Here is a 16,927-nt window from a genome sequence, read left to right on the forward strand (position 1 = left end):
TCGAATTGACTGGAGGTACATTCGGCTGATTTCAATAGATATTATGTTATGTTTTCTACCATTGAGTTGCGGATGTTGAATCGTTTCCAGAGAAATCCACGTAATGTAAATCGAATCGGCCGTTTTGGCGTGGAATTAGGAGTGACAATCGTGATTATTCAAGCTATTATGATACCAAGAAGATTGAATGTTAGATAATCTAACATAATGTTGGGCGAATGCTGCTATCTACTATCTGGAGGAGGGATGCGTATGCGCAGAAAGCCGTGGGATGTCCTGATCAAGGGGGGGAGCGTGGTGCTTGCGGATCGGGTCGAACGGGTTGATATCGGCATAAAGGATGGCGTCATTACGAAGATCGCGCCTATGCTTTCTGGAGAAGATGCGGACCGGATACTGATCGCGGAAGGCAGGCATGTCTTCGCTGGAGTCGTAGACGCGCATGTCCATTTGAACGAACCCGGGCTTGGCGAATGGGAAGGCTTCGTGACCGGTACGGCCGCATTGGCGGCAGGAGGCTGCACGTCATTCATTGATATGCCCTTGAACGGTATACCGCCTACGATAAATACGGCAGCGCTCGAACGTAAGCTCGAAGCGGCAAGGAATAGCGGCGTCCGCGTGGATTACGCGATATGGGGCGGGCTCGTGCCGGGCAACAGCGGCGACTTGGCCGCGCTCTCGGAGGCTGGCGTCGTCGGCTATAAGGCGTTCATGTCCTTCCCGGGAGATACGGGGGACGGATGCTTCGAGAACGTGGACGAGGAGACTCTGCTGGAAGGTATGAAGATTATCGCATCCCTCGGCCATATTTTGGCGCTGCATGCGGAGAACGAACCGATCGTCGCTGCGCTTGCCGCGGAGAAACGAGCTGCAGGCAGGGTCGCGATGAGGGATTATCTCGATTCGCGCCCGCCGCACGCGGAACTTGAGGCCGTGAGACTAGCGATCGACATGGCGTCCGTTACGGGCTGCAAGCTGCATTTTGTCCATATAAGCACGCCTGAGGCGATCGAACTGATCGATGCGGCCAAGCGGGACGGCCTTAATGTGACTGCGGAGACCTGCCCGCATTATTTGGTCTTCACGGATGAAGATGTGATTCGTATCGGGGCCGAAGCAAAATGCTCGCCTCCCATCCGCACGGGGGAAGAACGGGAAGCGCTTTGGCGGCAGCTGGCGGAAGGCAAGATCGATATCGTCGCGTCCGATCATTCGCCGTGCCCGCCGGCCATGAAGAACGTGAAGGACGACGATTATTTCACGGTATGGGGCGGCATCCTCGGCGGACAAAGCACGCTCGAAGCGGTCGTCAGCGAAGGGTGGCTGAAACGCGGAATACCGTTGCCTGTCTTGTCGAGGACGATGTCTGCGGCTCCTGCGGCGCGGTTCGGATTAGAACGGAAAGGATCGATCGCGATCGGGCTTGATGCCGACATCGCGATCGTGGACTTGGATGCCCCGTACGTATTGACGGCTGATCAGTTAAAGTATCGGCACGCTCACAGCGCATACGAAGGGATAAGGTTGGGCTGCCGCGTGGAGACAACGCTGCTCAGAGGCCGAATCGTATACGACCGAACGGCCGGGAAGGGCGGATTAGATACGGAGGCTCCGTCCAGCGGCAGATTGCTGCTGCCGCGCGCAGCTGCAGCACGAACGGAATAAGGGGGACACGCGATGAAGGCAAGCGACTACCGATTGCAAACGACGCAGCTTTTGGCTGGCTTCGCGAGTGTCGGTCAGGAACAAGATGGGGGCGTCACTCGGCTGCTATATGACGCAGCATGGCAGAAAGCCCAGCAAGCCGTCGCATCCACCATGCGCGAGGCCGGGCTTTCAGTATCGATCGACACGGTCGGCAACGTCTTTGGCCGGTTGGAAGGAACGGACGAGGCGGCATCTACGGTGATGACCGGCTCGCATATCGATACGGTGCGCAGCGGCGGGCATTATGACGGCGCGCTGGGCGTGGCGGCAGGCATTGCCGCTCTGGCGAGATTGAAGAAGACGTACGGCCAGCCGCGCCGAACGCTGGAGGTGGCCGCCTTCTGCGAGGAAGAAGGCAGCCGGTTCCCGCTCGCTTATTGGGGTTCCGGCAACGTCACGGGAAGCAAGGACTTCACCGGCAGCTTGGATGCGAAGGATCCGGAAGGCGTCTCGCTTCGAGCCGCCATGCTCGCCGCCGGATACGACCCGGAAGAGCACGGCCTCAGCAAACGTACCGACATCGGCGTATTCGCGGAGCTTCACATCGAGCAAGGCGAAGTGCTGGAGCGGGAAGGCACTCAGATCGGAATCGTCGACGCGATTTTCGGGCAGCGGCGCTACTTCGTCGAAATCGAGGGACGCAGCGGTCATGCGGGCACGACGCCGATGACGATTCGCGCAGACGCGCTTGCTGCCGGAGCGGAGATGATCGGCTGGCTCCGGCAGGCGGCGATCGCGGCGGGAGACGGGCTTGTCGCGACGGTCGGGAAGCTGGACGTTCAGCCGAACCTCGCGAACGTGATCCCGGGCAAGGTGCGCTTGTCGCTGGATATCCGGCACCGGAACGAAACCGTCATTGCTGCGTTCTGCAAGCTCACGCTGGATTCATTCAGCACCATCGCCGAACGGTACGGTACGTCGATCACGATGGAATGCTGGCTGGCCGAGCAGCCTTCGCCGATGAACGAGGTGCTTCAAGCGGAGATCTCGCGGGTCTGCGATGCGCTTGGCTACTCGCACCGGAGGATGAGCAGCGGTGCGGGACATGATGCGGGTCTGTTCGCGGCTTCATGCAGGACGGCCATGATATTCGTACCAAGCCGAGCCGGCATCAGTCACTCGCCGCTGGAATATACGCCGCCGGAGGATATGGAGCGCGGCACACAAGTGTTGACGGCGCTGCTCTACGCCTTAGCGTACGGGGAGGATGAGCGATGAAGAAATATTCGGATTTGTCTCCTTCGCCCCGCATCATCATGACGCCCGGCCCGGTCGAAGTCGATCCGCGCGTGTCCAGGGCTCTGTCCTATCCGATTCTTGGACAATTCGATCCAGAATTCACGGCGATCATGAACGAGACGATGGAAATGCTGAGGGAGCTGTTCCGGACATCCAACCGCTGGGCATATCCGGTCGACGGCACTTCGCGGTCTGGGCTGGAAGCCGTATTGACCGGGCTGATCGAGCCTGGAGAGCGGGTGCTCGTGCCGATATTCGGACGGTTCGGCTACTTGTTGGCCGAAATCGCCGAACGATGCGGGGCGGAGGTGCTCGCCATCGAGACGGAGTGGGGCACCGTCTTCGAACCCGCCGAGGTCGTTGCCGCGATCGACCGGCTGCAGCCGGGCCTGGTGGCGATCGTGCATGGCGAAACGTCGACCGGACGCATGCAGCCGCTGGCGGAAATCGGACGCGCATGCCGTGAACGGGATGTTCTTCTCGTGGTCGATGCGGTCGCGACGATCGGCGGCGCGCCGGTCGAGACGGATGCATGGATGCTCGATGCCGTCATCGGCGGCACGCAGAAATGCTTGTCCGTTCCTTCCGGCATGTCGCCCATTACGTATAACGATCGCGTCGAAGCACGGCTGCTGAAGCGCAAACGGATCGAGAAGGGAATTCGCCCGGAAGGATACGAAGACGCCGACCCGACTTCGTTCATCCGCAGTAATTATTTGGATTTGACGCAGCTGCAGGACTACTGGAGCCCGCTTCGGCTGAACCATCATACGGAGGCGACGGCGATGCTTTACGGTTTGCGCGAAGGGCTGAGGCTGGCGCTTGAGGAAGGCCTCGATGAACGTTTCGCCCGGCATCGGCTGCACGAGCGCGCGCTGACCGCAGGGCTGGAGGCGATGGGGCTGGAGCGCTATGGCGACGATGCCAGCAAAATGCCCATCGTAACCTGCATCCGCATCCCGGACGGCATCGACGGCGAAGCCGTCCGCGGTCAATTGTTGGCGGACTTCGGCATTGAGATCGCCAGTTCTTTCGGCCCGCTGAAAGGGCGTATCTGGCGAATAGGGTCCATGGGCTACAGCTGCCGCAAATCCAACATTCTTCTCGTGCTGGCCGCGCTCGAAGCCGTTCTTCCCCTGCATGGAGCTTTGATCCGCACCGGGAACGCCATTCGAGCAGCGCTTGGAATTTATGCGGAAGAAGCGACGCGACGACAGGCTTAATGCTTTAAAGGGATAGCGTCAAAGCCGCTTGAACCGCATTACGGAACCGCCCTGGAAAGCCGCGATTGATGCGGCTTTTTTTGTATGGCAAGTAGATGAAAGTTCCCTATGAACGCTTGCATGGGACACTATATTCTTCCAAATGATCTGCTATAATGCAAGTAGAAGCAGGTTCGTACTAACATGGGTTATGAAGCATGTCCAATCTTGATTTGGAGGTCGGGAGACATGAGCGAATCGGTGATTTTGAGTCGTGCCAAAGATTTCTTGTACGGCAATGCGCGTTTATTGGACCGGAAGCGATTCGAATTTCATTTTGAAGGCGGACCCGGGGAAGACGTTATCGAGGTTCTCCGTACGTATCAGAATCGCGACGGCGGGTTCGGGAATGCGCTCGAGTGCGATATTCGGTGTCCGTCCAGCCAGCCGGTTCCCACGGAAATGGCGCTGTTGATCATGGACGAGATCGGTCTGTTCGATCGGGATATGATTCGAGGTATCGCAAGCTATGTACGCGATCATACGCTGCCTGGCGGCGGAATCCCGTTCGTCTACCGGAGCGCGGCCGAGTATCCGCATGCGCCCTGGTGGAAGACGGAGGCTGACGATCAGCCGGCCATCAATCCGACGGGCAGGATGATCGGATTGCTCTACAAGCAGCAGGCGTACGCGGATTTCATGGACGAGGAATGGTTTACCCGCAATGTGAACTACATTTGGAACGCGCTGGCGAGCGAGACCCCCGAAGGCTATCATGACGGCGTTCAATGGCTCTCCTTCCTGGAAAATACCCCGGAAACCGACAGGCGGGATTCGCATTGGCCGCTGCTCGACGCTTGGCTGGCGCGGCCCGGCGTCATCGAACGCAACCCGTATGCGAAAGGATATGTGCAGAAGGTGCTTGATTGGTGCCCAAGCCCGGCAAGCTATGCAAGCAAGTTCATAACGGACGACGAACGTTATCGCCATCTGGATATGCTTGCCCTGCAGCAGCAAACGGACGGCGGTTGGCCGATCAGCTGGGAAGCGCTTTCTCCGGGAACCGAGACCGAATGGCGCGGCTGGATTACGGTGGAAAGGCTGCGCACCCTGCGCGCTTACGAAATTATTTGATGTACGATCGTTAGCCTGCGGCCGAGGCTATGGAGAACATGCAGAGGGGGTCAGGAGCATAACCCTAGTCGTATGTTAAGAGAACAATGAAAAACCGTCAGGAGACAGTGCTCCTGGCGGTTTTTCATATGAAGGCGTATGGAATAACAGGACCGAAATAGCGGTATTGTGACGTGAATTGCATCACGTCGATCCTGGCATTGCTGAAGAAGCGATACCGCAATGCAGGATTTTACGCGATTTACGCGATTCACGTCTTGTCCGCGGACCTGAAGCCTTGTTATAGTTTGGAAGTGCGAGAACGCCTCGGGCAGAAGAGGAACGGATCTTGGGAAGGAATGGGCAAATGAACGAGTCGATGATCGATGGATTAGAAACGATGGGGACCGATTGGTTGTCGCCGCAAGGCATGCTGCGCATCTGCGAAGCCGTTCGTTATCCGCGAGAAGCGGCGGAAGCGTTAATCGCGGAGACGGAGCGGCTTACGCAGGATGCGGCAGTCGCCGAAGAGGCGAAAGAGTTCTATCAGGCGTTGTTCGTTGACTGCCACCGTTCGTCCGGCGAAGTGAATCAAGAGCTGCTCGCCATGGGCGAGAAAGGCGAGATGCTGGCTGCCGTCGTCTATGCGGGAGCGATACCCCGTTTATGGGAGCGCTGTCAACAAAGCGGCATTCCGGCCGGCGTGCTGATCGATACCGTGCAGGATATTATCATTTGGATGGAAACGCATCGCAAGCGTACCGGCCGCTGGGGGCTGAGCGAGCTGAATTGGCTGCATCGCCATATGACCGGCGGACTGTTCCGGCTCGGACGGCTTCAGTTTGAGCCCCTTACGAACCCTTATGCCGTACGGGTATTCCGTCATCGGACGACGGGGGAGATCCTTACGCTTGCGGACGCTGGTACTCACTTCCTCGCGGATGGGCAATTAGCTGACAATGCTGAATCGAACATCGATGATTCATGCGAGCAAGAAGACAGCATAGGTAATGGGCTGGACGGCAGCTGGATCTCTTCGTATACGTTCGATGGCAAGCATTACGAAGGGACGCCTCTTTCTCCGCTCGGGCTGGCAAGCCGCGGCATCGTGAGGCTGCCTGCGGATACATGGTCGCTTGCGCTGCAGCAGGGAGACGAGGTTCTGAACGTACATATACCGGAAGGCAGTCCGTTGTCCCGCGAAGCTTGCTCGGAATCGTATGCGAAAGCCGTAAATCTCGCTGCCGCATGCTTCCCGGGGCTAACGTTCCGCGCCTTCGTCTGCCAATCCTGGCTGTTAGCTCCGCAATTCCGGACGCTGCTTCCGGAACGATCGAATATCCGGCAGTTCCAATCCGATTATCGCTTGCTGCCGCTGCGCTCGGATGAAGCGCAGACGCTGGAGCGCGTATTCGGTTACGGCACGACGCGCGAAGCGCTGCAGGACATGAAAGCCGAGACTTCCTTGCAGCATACCGTCCGGGATCATCTGATCTCAGGAGGTCGTATTCAGAATGGGGCCGGGTTTATACTGATGCAGGAGCAGTAAACGTCAAGAGAGCGCGGGAGGGGCTGTCTGTTGAAACGGTTCATGATCGGCCAGTATGGCGGTTTCGACGAAACGAAGTACCGCAGAGATTTCAGGGACGATTTTTACGGGATCGAAGCTTGCCTGTTCGGCACCCAGGAAGATGTACGCCGGTTGATTCAAGAATCGCAGCGGAACGGGTTTCGGATCGGCATTCATTTTCCGCTCCAGGCAGACGGGACGCTTGTTCGGGACGCGTTGTTTCTTGCACGGGACGAGGCGGTTAGAAATCGCGCATTCGAATGGATGGAGCGGGAACTCGAAGCATCGATTCCCGTTCGGCCCGCCTATATCCTGTTCCATTATCCGAAGCCCGTGATTTTGGATGACAGAGTAGACTGGAGCAGCTGGCGCTTCGCCGACCCAAGCGAGTATGTATGGGAAAGTCAGTATTCGATGCAGCAGCTGGAGGCCTCGACCGCGATGCTCTTTGACTGGCTGACCAAGAAGGGCGAGGAATATGCCTTCATACCTGTGTTGGAGTTCGATGGCTTGAACCGGTATATCTACGAAACGGATTTCCTGGAGCGCATGCTGCATCTGTATCCGCGAATCCGCCTCTGCCTGGACACGGGCAGGCTGTACCTGCAAGACAGGATCGACCCGTATTTCGATGCGAGAGCCGTGATCCGGAAATTCGCGAAGTACGCGGAAACCATTCATTTGAAGAACATGCGAATCGCCGGCAAGATCGTGGAGAACCATTATCCCGCGCTGCCGGGCTTGAAGCCGGAGGACGGCTGGGCGCCGGTCGAAGAATATCTGGTCCTGATCAAAAAACGGAATCCGCATGTGAAGATCGTGTTCGAACATCGGTCCGAGCTCGTAAGCGACGAAGAGTTGAACGCCTGTTACGATTGGATCAACCGATTGTTGGATACGCCCTAGAGGAGTTGATAGACGTGACGAATGCGGTCCATTATAAAATGTATACGATGTGCATGGTCGAAAACGGCGATGAGGTGCTGCTGATTAATCGGCCGGACGAACGCGGCTTCCCGGGCTACATCGCTCCCGGCGGCAAGGTCGATTATCCGGAAAGCATCGTGAACGGCGCCATCCGCGAGGTGAGGGAAGAGACGGGACTTATCGTGAAGGATATCGCGTATAAAGGGCTTCACGAATATTGCGAGCCGAATCAGGGACTTCGGTATATGGTGTTCAACTATTTGGCGACCTCGTTCGAGGGCGAATTGCTGGAGCACCCGCCCGAAGGCGAGCTTATCTGGGTGTCGAAGGCGCAGGCGCTCGAATTGCCGATGCAGAGCTGGTTCAAGCAGCGGTTTCCGTTGTTCTTCGAACCCGGCACCTTCGAAATGAGCTTCGTTTGGCACGAAGAGACGGACGAGACGATCGCCGAGACGATTAAATTTTACGATCGCGGCATGCGCAAGGCCGGTTCGGTCGCGGAGGCATAGCCATGACTGTCCGAGCGGTATTCTTTGATTTGTTCGAAACGTTGGTGACCGAGTTCGAGGAGGGCCGAAGGCGTTCCGGACGAGCCTACGATTACAGCCAGCTGCTGGGTTTATCGAATGAAGATTTCAAGCAGGAATGGGCGAAACGTCAGGCGCAGCGGATGAATGGAACGTTCGGAGACTATCCGGAAGTCATTCGCGACATTGTCTCGGGCAGAGGCTTAACGATCGACGAAGAAGCGATTCGATCCTTGCACGAGTCGCGCATGGAAGAGAAGCGCCTGCCTTTTCATCCGATTCGGCCTGCGATTATCAAGCTGTTGAAGGAGCTTCGGAGCAAGCAGCTCAAGATCGGCCTGATCAGCAACTGCACGCGGGAAGAGGTCGCCGAATGGGCGCGCTCCGACCTGTCTTCATACTTCGACGACGCCTTGTTCTCCTATGAGGTGAAATGCGCCAAGCCAGATGAAGCCATCTATCGATTGGCATGCTCGCGATTGAACGTGCGGCCGGATCAATGCCTATTCGTCGGCGACGGCGGATCCCATGAGCTCGAAGGCGCCCGTGCGGCAGGTCTCGCCGTTTATCATGCAGTGTGGTTCAATTCCCATATCGAGAGCGAGTTTCCGAAATTGCGTCAACCGGGCGATTTGCTGGATCGATGGAACGTATTGCGGTAGAATGCCAATAAGAATCCACGAGGCGGGGAGAGCGCTCGCCTTCAACAACCCGAATCAGGAAGGAACCACGTGGCAATGAACATCAAGGAACATGAGACGCAGGTCGCGACGTTCGCGGGCGGCTGCTTCTGGTGCATGGTGAAGCCGTTCGACGAGCTGCCCGGCATCCGTGCCATCGTATCCGGGTATACGGGCGGGCATACCGAGAATCCGACGTACGCGGAGGTCGGCACCGAGACGACAGGTCATTACGAGGCGGTCCAAATCACGTACCAACCGGCTATATTTCCGTATGCGCGGCTGTTGGACATCTACTGGCAGCTGATCGATCCGACGGATAACGGCGGGCAGTTCCAGGATCGGGGGCATTCGTACCGGGCGGCGATCTTCGTGCATAACGAGGAGCAGCGGCAGCAAGCGGAAGAATCCAAGCGAGCGCTGCAGAAGAGCGGACGCTTCAAGAAGAAGATCGTGACGGAGATTCTGGATGCGGGTCCATTCTATCCGGCGGAGGATGAGCATCAGGATTATTATAAAACCCATCGGCGGAACTACAACTTGTACGTGGACGGTTCTGGCAGGGAGGCGTTCGCCGAGCGCAGCTGGAACGACGGCAAGGACAAGGCGCAACTGAAGAGCCAATTGACGGATCTGCAGTACAAGGTTACGCAGTTGAACGAAGACGAGCCTCCGAACCGGAGCGGGAGCGGCGATTGGCAGCAACGACGGACAGGCATCTATGTCGATATTATCAATGGCGATGCGTTGTTCAGCACGTTGGATCAGTTCGATAACGGAACGGGCTGGCCGGCCTTCGCGAAACCGATCGAAGAGGGCATGGTTCGCAAGGAAGCGGACTATGGCGGGGGAGAGGTGCGCACGCTTCTGCGTTCGCGCTTATCGAAGGCGTATTTGGGACGGTTCTTGCAGGACGGGCCGGCAGGAACGCCGCCTTATTATCGCGTCAATGCCGCTGCCTTGCGGTTCGTCCCGCTCGAAGAGCTCGCACAGGGCGGGTATGCCCGGTTTGAGGCGTTATTCAAGGATGAGGAAGCACGCGAGTGCAATTCCGGAAAGCCAAATGAATAGCAGTTCCTGACCCGGCTCGATACGAGCAGCGCTGCGCCGTACCTATCTTACGGGCAATTAACAATGTCGGCATGCACAAAAAAAGCTGTCCTTCGAGAACTCGAGGGGACAGCTTTTCTTATGTAAACGCATGTAATCGGAGCGATCCATTTGTATTCGGACAAGCCTAGAAAACCTTCCTCTCGCTATAGTTTTCCTTCAGCATCTCCACGGCTTCGCGGAACCGCTGACCGTGCACGATTTCGCGCTCGCGCAGGAATTTGAGGCCGTCGTTCAGATCGGGATCGTCGCTGAGATCAATGATATATTGGTACGTGGCGCGCGCCTTCTCTTCAGCCGCGATATCCTCGTAGAGATCCGCGATGGGGTCGCCTTTGCCGGCGATGTAGGAGGCGTTGAACGGAATGCCGCCGGCATTCTCGTAGTAGAGAGCGCTGCCGTGATTCACGTAATGCGGCTCCAAGCCGGCGTCGCGAATTTGGTCCGGCGTCGCGTCCTTGGTCAGCTTGAATACCATCGTCGCGATCATTTCCAAGTGGGAGAATTCCTCCATGGCGATATCCGTCAGCAAGCCGATGACTTTGTCCGGAATCGTATACCGTTGGTTCATGTACCGAAGAGCGGCTGCCAGCTCGCCGTCCGCGCCTCCGTACTGCTCGATCAAATATTTGGCCAGCTTCGGGTTGCAGCTGCTTACTTTAACGGGATACAGAAGCTTCTTCTCGTATACGAACATGCGGCATGCGCCTCCTCAAATATGGGTCTGGCCTACAAGGGCTTACAAGGGTCTACAGCTGCCAGGGCCAAAGGCCTTCTCCCCAGCCTGAAGCTTGTCCGGGCGTAAACGGTTCGTTCGGCGCAAGCGATCCGAACTCTTCCTCCACCTGTTCTTTGAGCGTTACGCGCTGCCCGGCGGTTTCGTTGTATTGCTGCAGCGCTTTCTCATCATCCGGATGGGTATGCAAATACAGTCGCAGCTCGACTAGCGTAAAATCGAGCGCCTGCAGCTGTTCCAATAGGTTCATCGCCTTGACTGTCGGTTGTTTCATGCTCAGTCCTCCTTCTTATTCGCACGCGTCGACGGCGCGAACGGGGATTCATACGGTCCGAATAAAGCGGGCCAGAGGGTACCCTTCTTGAGCGCATCGGCGGGCTTGTACTGTTCCAGTCCGGGCTCTTGCACGCCCAGGTACAAATTAGGCGGCGTCTCGTATGTCTTCTCTTTCAATGGCGGGCAGGGATCGTTCTTGCCCGCGTACGGCTTCCAGCTTTTGCGATGCTCGCTCATGTCGTTGACCTCCTAGTCCAAGATTACGAGTTAATAAACGCGAAAAGGAGGTATTGAATCTGAAAAATCATCCGTTGACAGGAAACCAAATGGTTGTATATAATCGAAAACGAAACCAAATGGTTTCTTATTATAGCGAGAAGAGGAGTGCGTTTACTTTGTTTAACGACATTAACTACTGGGCGGTGCTGATGACCGGCGTGCTGTCGCTCGCGCTCGGCTTTCTCTGGATGGCGGTCATTTGGGCCAAGCCGTATCAGAGGGACATGTACGGTGCGCCAGCGTCTTCGGGCCAACCTAGCAATGCTGCGAAAATGCAGTCGTTTATGATTTATATTCTCGTATCCTTCGTCACATCGCTCGCTTATGCCGTTTGCTTGGAGCTCTGGCAGGCGGGCGGACAGACATTCGGCTACGACGGCGACAGCCTGGCAAACGCGTTCTGGTTCACGATGCTGCTCGCCGCGGGATTCACGCTGCCGTTCACGGTCGGCAAGAAGGTATGGCAGTTCAAGAGCTGGCTGGTCGTGGCGGTCGACACTTCCTATGAGGTGATTCGGTTCGCGATGCTGCTGCTGTTCTTCTGGTATTGGACCTAGCAGCAGGAGGAGCAGGAACAACAACCCCCGCGTAAGTTCATCGCGGGGGTTGTTCTGCCTGTTGAAATTGAGCCTGCTAAGCGGGGTAAGGTTCATGTTATAATGGGACGATATGCTCGGATGCTGTCTAGCAGCAACCCCGTTTGCGCCCATACGGTGTGCTGCTTCGTTATTCCTCGTACATCATTTTGCGCGTCATGCCGCCGTCGATAACGAGATTGGTGCCGGTGACGAAGTCGTTTGCGGGGTCGGTCAAATAAAAGCAAGCCCGTGCGATATCATCCGGGTTGCCGACGCGCTGAGCGGGATGCTGCGCGTGATCGATCGGCCGCAAGGCGCCGTAATCGCCCGTCTCGATCCAGCCCGGGCTGATGGCATTGACGCGAATAAGATCCGGTCCAAGGGACACGGCAAGCGCATGCGTTAACGCGACGATCCCGCCCTTGGATGCCGCGTAGGCTTCCGAATTCGGCTCGGACATCAGCGCCCGGGTCGAAGCGAGATTCACGATCGCGCCGCCGCCGCTTGCCCGCATCAGCTTGGCGGCTTCCCGCGCGCACAGAAACGTGCCGCGCAGGTTCGTGTTCAGCACGTAATCCCATTCGTCGACTTCAAGGTCATACGGGGATTTCCAGGCACCGAGCCCGGCATTGTTGATCAGTGCGTCGAGCCGGCCGGCGCTTTCCCGTACCCACGCGAAGCAGGCCGCGATTGCGGCGGGATCGCTTACGTCCAGCACCTGGCTGAATACTCGCTGGCCCCCGCTTCGAAGCCGTTCGGTCGTCTGCGCGAGCGATTCGGCATTCTTGTCCGTCAAAATGACGGTCGCCCCTTTGCTGGCATACGCCCATGCAACCTCCCTGCCGATGCCGGCGCCAGCACCTGTTATCATGACATATTGTTGGTCGACAGCCATGTTTGCTTACTCCTCTTCATCGTGCGATTCTGTCTTCAGGTATACCTGCTGCGGGAGGGTCATGTCAAATCCGCTCGGGAGGCATGACGGTTGAACACGGCTTCGCCGAATGACAACCGAGGGTTTCGACAGCTTCGCATAGGACAAGCTAACCGTATTCGCGTGGGAAATGGCGGCGTTTATTCCGTATACATAGTTGTAATCCATGCATAGCGATCGGAGGGCTTTAACCGTGCAAATCAACATTGGAACGATTCGAGAAATTAACCGTTATCCCATTAAATCCTTCGCCGGCGAGTCGCTGGCTTCTTGCGAGATCGAGTCTTACGGCGTGCAGGGGGACCGCTTCGCGACCTTCTACGATGAGAGCAAAGAAGGCTGGTGGCGTTATATCACGGCCCGCAACATTCCGGCGATGATGACCTATCGGGCCAGCTATAAGGACGGCGACATTACCGTGACGGCGCCGGACGGGCGGCAATTCAGCTGGGACGAGCAATTGCTGGCCGAAATCCAGAGCCAGTCCAAGACGCCGATCGCCATGTCGAACTTTAAGGATCCGCATCCGGAGCCGCAGCACTCGCAGCTGTTGTCCGTCGACGGGGCGAGCATCCTGCTCGTGACGGACGCGTCCTTGCGCAGGCTCGAAGCCATCTCGGGAAAAAGCGTGGACCAGCGCCGGTTCCGGGGCAATTTCGTCGTGACCTTGAACGAAGGCGCTCCGCTTGAGGGCGAGTGGATCGGCCGTCAACTGACGATCGGCGGCGTGCGCCTGCAGGTGGACAGCTTCTGCGAACGGTGCGTCATGATTACGATGGATCCCGATACCTTGGAGAAGGATCCGTCGCTGCTGAAGCAGGTCCATCAACAATTCGAGCTGAACTTCGGCGTGTATGCGTCCGTGATTGCGACGGGACGAATCGAGCTTGGCGACTCCGTGTCTCTGGACGTCGTTCAGTCGTAATGATCGATGAATGCCTGCGCGCTGCGCAGCGGATTCGTATATGTTTTGCCCTGCGGACCCCATTTACGCCTTAAGCGTGAACGGGGTTCTTCGTTATTCCCGGGTCCACGTCTCATCGTGTTTGAAGGCAGAATCATCCGGCATCGCGGCATCTCGCTGCGAAGAAGAGGGAGAGGTCCGATGGATGCGCAATTTGGGTTTGACGGGCAGCGATCGTTCGGACTATAATGATTTTGAATTTAGTTATTTAGTAAATTACTAAATTATAAAACTACTCGATGATTGATAATACGATCAGGAGCAAAGGAATATCGTGTATCCGGAGCGTTTCGATGATCGGATGCAAGAGAGGAGCGGCGATTATGAACGAAGTGCCCAACTATGAGCTTTCGCCGGAGCGCCGATGGACGAACGCCGAGAGGTCGCTCGTCTGGAAGAAACCGGCCTCCCATATCGCAAGCGAGGAAGAACGCCGCATTTGCGGCGAGGTCAAGCGCAATTGGCATCGCGGCGAGATGAAGATCGCTGCCCTATTGCTGGAGGGCGATGCCGGCTCCGGCAAGACCCAGCTCGCCAAAGCGCTGTCGGCGGAATTCGGCCTTCCCTATACGAAGATCACGTGTTTCGCCGATATGGATAAATCCGATATCGTCGGCGCCATACTGCCCGTTATCGCAGCGAATCGAATGGCTCTCCTTGACCAGGAGGACCAAGCTGCCTTGCAGGCACTGTACGCCAGCGACGGCTATGTCGGCGCGAACCGGGTCTTGATGGAAGTGCTCGGCGTCTCGGAAGAGGCGGCCAGCCTGAAGCTGAGACGGCTAATGAAGCTTGCCGCGGAGCAAGCGGGAGGCGATGAGGTCGAATACCGGTTCTACCCGTCCGAGATCGTGAACGCCTATCGCAACGGCTATCTGCTTGAAATTCAAGAGCCGACCGTGATCCGCGACGCGGCGGTGCTGATGGCGCTGAATTCGGCCCTGGAGCCGGACGGCAGCATCAATCTTCCGACCGAGGTCATTCGCAGGCATCCGGACTTTATTGCGGTCATGACGACCAATCGCGGCTATGCCGGGGTGAGGCCGCTGAACGAATCGCTGCGCGACCGGGTGCAGCATGCGGAGAAAATGGATTTGCCCGCCAAGGACGTGATGATCAGCCGGGCAGCCGCCAAGACGGGCTATGCGAATACGCGGGTGATCGAGACGCTGGCTGACGTGATTCTGCTGCTGGACCAGACAGCGAAGACCCTTGCGATCAAGGGCGTCGCAGGCATGCGGTCGCTCCTCTTCTGGACGGATGCCGTCGCCGCAGGCATCGGGGCGAGGGAGTCCCTGTACGTCAAGGTCATGTACAAAATCACGACGGATCCCGAAGAAATCAAGCTGCTGGAGGAAGCGCTGGAGAAGCACGGTTTGTTGGCGAAATTGCAGGCAGCCGAGGCTGAGCTTGCAGCCGAGCATGAATCCCGGCGAGAAGCCGAACTTGATGCGATGCCGGCGGCCGAGTCCGAGGCACGGAATCGACCGGAAACGGAAGCTATCGAAATTAAAACCTGGGGAGCCGTCGACCCCATAGGGCAGAACGGATCGTCCGATAACGAAGAGCAGGGAATCCGGTTGAAGAAAGCAGCCGACAGCGAAGAGGGCAGTTCCGGCGCTGCCGGCGCTTCCGACGAGCGGTCCGATACGGAGAGCGCGGATATCGGCGAAGATGGCGCGCCGCGGTACCATCAGACAAACCCCGAAACGAAGCCGCCGGATGTGCAGATGCAGAAACGAGCATATCGCAAACTGCTCAATCAAGAGGCGCGCGAAGCGGTGTCGGACTCGATGCATAAGAACGTGAAGCTCGTCGTCCACCGACCCGAATGGAATGAAGACGACAAGCGGAATTATGAGCATTTGAGCAACGAGATGATACCGGTCGTGCGAGAAATCGCACGGAAGGCGCTGCCGTTGCTGGAGCAGGAAGCGGAGTCCGAGTATACGAAGCGCCGCGCTTACGGGAGTCGATTTCAAGCGGACAGCGTCGCCTATCGGGATTACGGTTACTTTGCGAAGAAGCGCCTGCCGGCGGATTCGCCTTCGCTCGCGGTCGCGCTGCGGGTGGACGAATCGGCCTCGATGGCGGCGTTCGGGAGATTGGAAGCGGCGAAGCGCGCTGCCGTCGCAGTGTACGAATTTTGCATGCTGTGCGGCATACCCGTCATGATCTGCGGCGATACGGCGGACGTGTCGCGGCTCGAGCAAATGTCGCTTTTCGCCTATGCCGATCTGCTTCGCCCGGACGCTGACGACCCTTACAGGCTGATGGGCATTCGCGCGCGAAGCAATAACCGCGACGGCATGGCGCTTCGGATCATGGGCGAACGATTGGCGAGCGCACCGCAGCAGACGAAGCTGCTGATCAGCATCAGCGACGGGCAGCCCAAAGCGATGGAGGATTACGCCGGCATTCTTGCGGAGCAGGACATGCGCCTAACGATGGCGGAGTTCGAACGGAAAGGCGTGACCTTCCTCGCCGCCGCGATCGGGCAGGACAAGGACGTGATCGGCCGCATCTACGGCCGCGAACGATTTCTGGACATTACGGATCTGAGCGGACTGCCGGCCAAGCTGGTGCAGCTTATCGCGCGGTATTTATGACGTCATATGGCATGCAAGGCGAGACGGCGACGCTGAATATAACAGTCAGGAAGGAAAGATAAAACATGGACAAAGGAAAACGCAAGGAGCTGCTGGAGAACTTCAAGGAAATCAAGACCCTCATGGGCATCATTCAAATCCGGAACAAGGCGAACGGTAAAATCTTCATCGATGCCTACCCCAACTTGAAGAACAAATGGCTGACCCTGCAAATGCAACTGAATACGGGACGTTTCGCGAATGCCCAGCTTCAGAAGGACTGGAAGGAATTCGGCGCCGAGGGGTTCGACTACGAGGTGCTGGAGGAGAAGGATGCCGGCGAGATCGCCGACGTCAAATGGGAAATGAAGCAGCTCGAGAAGAAATGGCGGGAGCGATTGCAGCCCTACGGCGATCAAGGGTATCACAAGCCGGGCGATCGATAAGCGCGTGCCGCGCCGCAATAAACGTATTGAAATAGCGGCTGAAATTGT

17 protein-coding genes are annotated in these 16,927 nt (G+C 57.4%); 13 read left to right on the forward strand and 4 right to left on the reverse strand.

Annotated elements, in window-relative coordinates; translation table 11 throughout:
* Positions 1-252 precede the first annotated feature (252 nt).
* The 9 genes from allB (at position 253) to msrA (ending at position 10,039) form a co-directional block, all read left to right on the forward strand.
* Complete coding sequence (gene allB, locus GT003_RS04655) at positions 253-1,668, forward strand: allantoinase AllB (protein WP_161694947.1); 1,416 nt, start codon at positions 253-255, stop codon at positions 1,666-1,668.
* A 12-nt stretch (positions 1,669-1,680) separates the two neighbouring features.
* Positions 1,681-2,928, forward strand: a complete 1,248-nt coding sequence (locus GT003_RS04660; protein WP_161694949.1) for a Zn-dependent hydrolase — start codon at positions 1,681-1,683, stop codon at positions 2,926-2,928.
* Positions 2,925-4,172, forward strand: coding sequence for a pyridoxal-phosphate-dependent aminotransferase family protein (locus GT003_RS04665; RefSeq protein WP_161694951.1), 1,248 nt, complete (start codon positions 2,925-2,927; stop codon positions 4,170-4,172). Before GT003_RS04660 ends, GT003_RS04665 begins: the two co-directional genes overlap by 4 nt.
* Positions 4,173-4,400: 228 nt before the next feature.
* Positions 4,401-5,285 carry a hypothetical protein gene (locus GT003_RS04670; protein WP_161694953.1) on the forward strand — a complete coding sequence of 295 codons (885 nt, stop codon included), beginning with the start codon at positions 4,401-4,403 and terminating at the stop codon, positions 5,283-5,285.
* A 328-nt stretch (positions 5,286-5,613) separates the two neighbouring features.
* A complete protein-coding gene (locus tag GT003_RS04675) occupies positions 5,614-6,813 on the forward strand; it encodes an acyltransferase domain-containing protein (RefSeq protein ID WP_161694955.1) in 1,200 nt (399 codons plus the stop codon).
* Between the two features lie 30 nt (positions 6,814-6,843).
* Positions 6,844-7,740, forward strand: coding sequence for a TIM barrel protein (locus GT003_RS04680; RefSeq protein WP_161694957.1), 897 nt, complete (start codon positions 6,844-6,846; stop codon positions 7,738-7,740).
* Positions 7,741-7,778: 38 nt separating this feature from the next.
* The gene (locus GT003_RS04685; protein WP_161695311.1) at positions 7,779-8,270 is read left to right on the forward strand and encodes an 8-oxo-dGTP diphosphatase; all 492 of its coding nucleotides are present in this window, start codon (positions 7,779-7,781) and stop codon (positions 8,268-8,270) included.
* A 2-nt stretch (positions 8,271-8,272) separates the two neighbouring features.
* Positions 8,273-8,950, forward strand: a complete 678-nt coding sequence (locus GT003_RS04690) for an HAD family hydrolase (protein WP_161694959.1) — start codon at positions 8,273-8,275, stop codon at positions 8,948-8,950.
* Between the two features lie 75 nt (positions 8,951-9,025).
* A complete protein-coding gene (gene msrA, locus GT003_RS04695) occupies positions 9,026-10,039 on the forward strand; it encodes a peptide-methionine (S)-S-oxide reductase MsrA (protein WP_161695313.1) in 1,014 nt (337 codons plus the stop codon).
* Positions 10,040-10,205: 166 nt separating this feature from the next.
* Here the strand turns inward: msrA and GT003_RS04700 are convergent, their stop codons facing one another.
* The 3 genes from GT003_RS04700 to GT003_RS04710 are packed head-to-tail and all read right to left on the reverse strand — an operon-like array spanning position 10,206 to position 11,327.
* Positions 10,206-10,775, reverse strand: coding sequence for a manganese catalase family protein (locus GT003_RS04700; protein ID WP_161694961.1), 570 nt, complete (start codon positions 10,773-10,775; stop codon positions 10,206-10,208).
* A gap of 52 nt (positions 10,776-10,827) precedes the next feature.
* Entirely contained in the window at positions 10,828-11,088 is a 261-nt protein-coding gene (locus GT003_RS04705; protein WP_161694963.1) for a spore coat protein CotJB, read from the reverse strand.
* A 2-nt stretch (positions 11,089-11,090) separates the two neighbouring features.
* A complete protein-coding gene (locus GT003_RS04710; protein WP_161694965.1) occupies positions 11,091-11,327 on the reverse strand; it encodes a spore coat associated protein CotJA in 237 nt (78 codons plus the stop codon).
* A gap of 158 nt (positions 11,328-11,485) precedes the next feature.
* Here GT003_RS04710 and GT003_RS04715 point away from each other — a divergent pair, with 158 nt between their 5' ends.
* Entirely contained in the window at positions 11,486-11,926 is a 441-nt protein-coding gene (locus GT003_RS04715) for a DUF1761 domain-containing protein (RefSeq protein WP_161694967.1), read from the forward strand.
* Between the two features lie 169 nt (positions 11,927-12,095).
* Here GT003_RS04715 and GT003_RS04720 read toward each other — a convergent pair whose 3' ends face one another.
* Positions 12,096-12,842, reverse strand: coding sequence for an SDR family NAD(P)-dependent oxidoreductase (locus GT003_RS04720; protein WP_161694969.1), 747 nt, complete (start codon positions 12,840-12,842; stop codon positions 12,096-12,098).
* Between the two features lie 232 nt (positions 12,843-13,074).
* Here GT003_RS04720 and GT003_RS04725 point away from each other — a divergent pair, with 232 nt between their 5' ends.
* From GT003_RS04725 to GT003_RS04735, 3 genes are all read left to right on the forward strand, one after another.
* Positions 13,075-13,806: an MOSC domain-containing protein gene (locus GT003_RS04725; RefSeq protein WP_161694971.1), complete on the forward strand. Its 732-nt coding sequence runs from the start codon at positions 13,075-13,077 to the stop codon at positions 13,804-13,806.
* Between the two features lie 362 nt (positions 13,807-14,168).
* Positions 14,169-16,454, forward strand: a complete 2,286-nt coding sequence (locus GT003_RS04730; RefSeq protein ID WP_170312132.1) for an AAA family ATPase — start codon at positions 14,169-14,171, stop codon at positions 16,452-16,454.
* 65 nt (positions 16,455-16,519) lie between these two features.
* Positions 16,520-16,879 (forward strand): GIY-YIG nuclease family protein, encoded by a 360-nt coding sequence (locus GT003_RS04735; protein WP_161694973.1) that lies wholly within the window; start codon positions 16,520-16,522, stop codon positions 16,877-16,879.
* Positions 16,880-16,927 lie beyond the last annotated feature (48 nt).

This window comes from Paenibacillus sacheonensis (assembly GCF_009909195.1).
Lineage (GTDB): Bacteria > Bacillota > Bacilli > Paenibacillales > Paenibacillaceae > Paenibacillus_Z > Paenibacillus_Z sacheonensis.

Bases quoted from the DNA above. Each gene is read 5' to 3' on its own strand.
- allB (WP_161694947.1), top strand. From the start codon at position 253: ATGCGCAGAAAGCCGTGGGATGTCCTGATCAAGGGGGGGAGCGTGGTG.
- GT003_RS04660 (WP_161694949.1), top strand. From the start codon at position 1,681: ATGAAGGCAAGCGACTACCGATTGCAAACGACGCAGCTTTTGGCTGGC.
- GT003_RS04665 (WP_161694951.1), top strand. From the start codon at position 2,925: ATGAAGAAATATTCGGATTTGTCTCCTTCGCCCCGCATCATCATGACG.
- GT003_RS04670 (WP_161694953.1), top strand. From the start codon at position 4,401: ATGAGCGAATCGGTGATTTTGAGTCGTGCCAAAGATTTCTTGTACGGC.
- GT003_RS04685 (WP_161695311.1), top strand. From the start codon at position 7,779: ATGTATACGATGTGCATGGTCGAAAACGGCGATGAGGTGCTGCTGATT.
- GT003_RS04690 (WP_161694959.1), top strand. From the start codon at position 8,273: ATGACTGTCCGAGCGGTATTCTTTGATTTGTTCGAAACGTTGGTGACC.
- msrA (WP_161695313.1), top strand. From the start codon at position 9,026: ATGAACATCAAGGAACATGAGACGCAGGTCGCGACGTTCGCGGGCGGC.
- GT003_RS04700 (WP_161694961.1), bottom strand. From the start codon at position 10,775: ATGTTCGTATACGAGAAGAAGCTTCTGTATCCCGTTAAAGTAAGCAGC.
- GT003_RS04705 (WP_161694963.1), bottom strand. From the start codon at position 11,088: ATGAAACAACCGACAGTCAAGGCGATGAACCTATTGGAACAGCTGCAG.
- GT003_RS04710 (WP_161694965.1), bottom strand. From the start codon at position 11,327: ATGAGCGAGCATCGCAAAAGCTGGAAGCCGTACGCGGGCAAGAACGAT.
- GT003_RS04720 (WP_161694969.1), bottom strand. From the start codon at position 12,842: ATGGCTGTCGACCAACAATATGTCATGATAACAGGTGCTGGCGCCGGC.
- GT003_RS04730 (WP_170312132.1), top strand. From the start codon at position 14,169: ATGAACGAAGTGCCCAACTATGAGCTTTCGCCGGAGCGCCGATGGACG.
- GT003_RS04735 (WP_161694973.1), top strand. From the start codon at position 16,520: ATGGACAAAGGAAAACGCAAGGAGCTGCTGGAGAACTTCAAGGAAATC.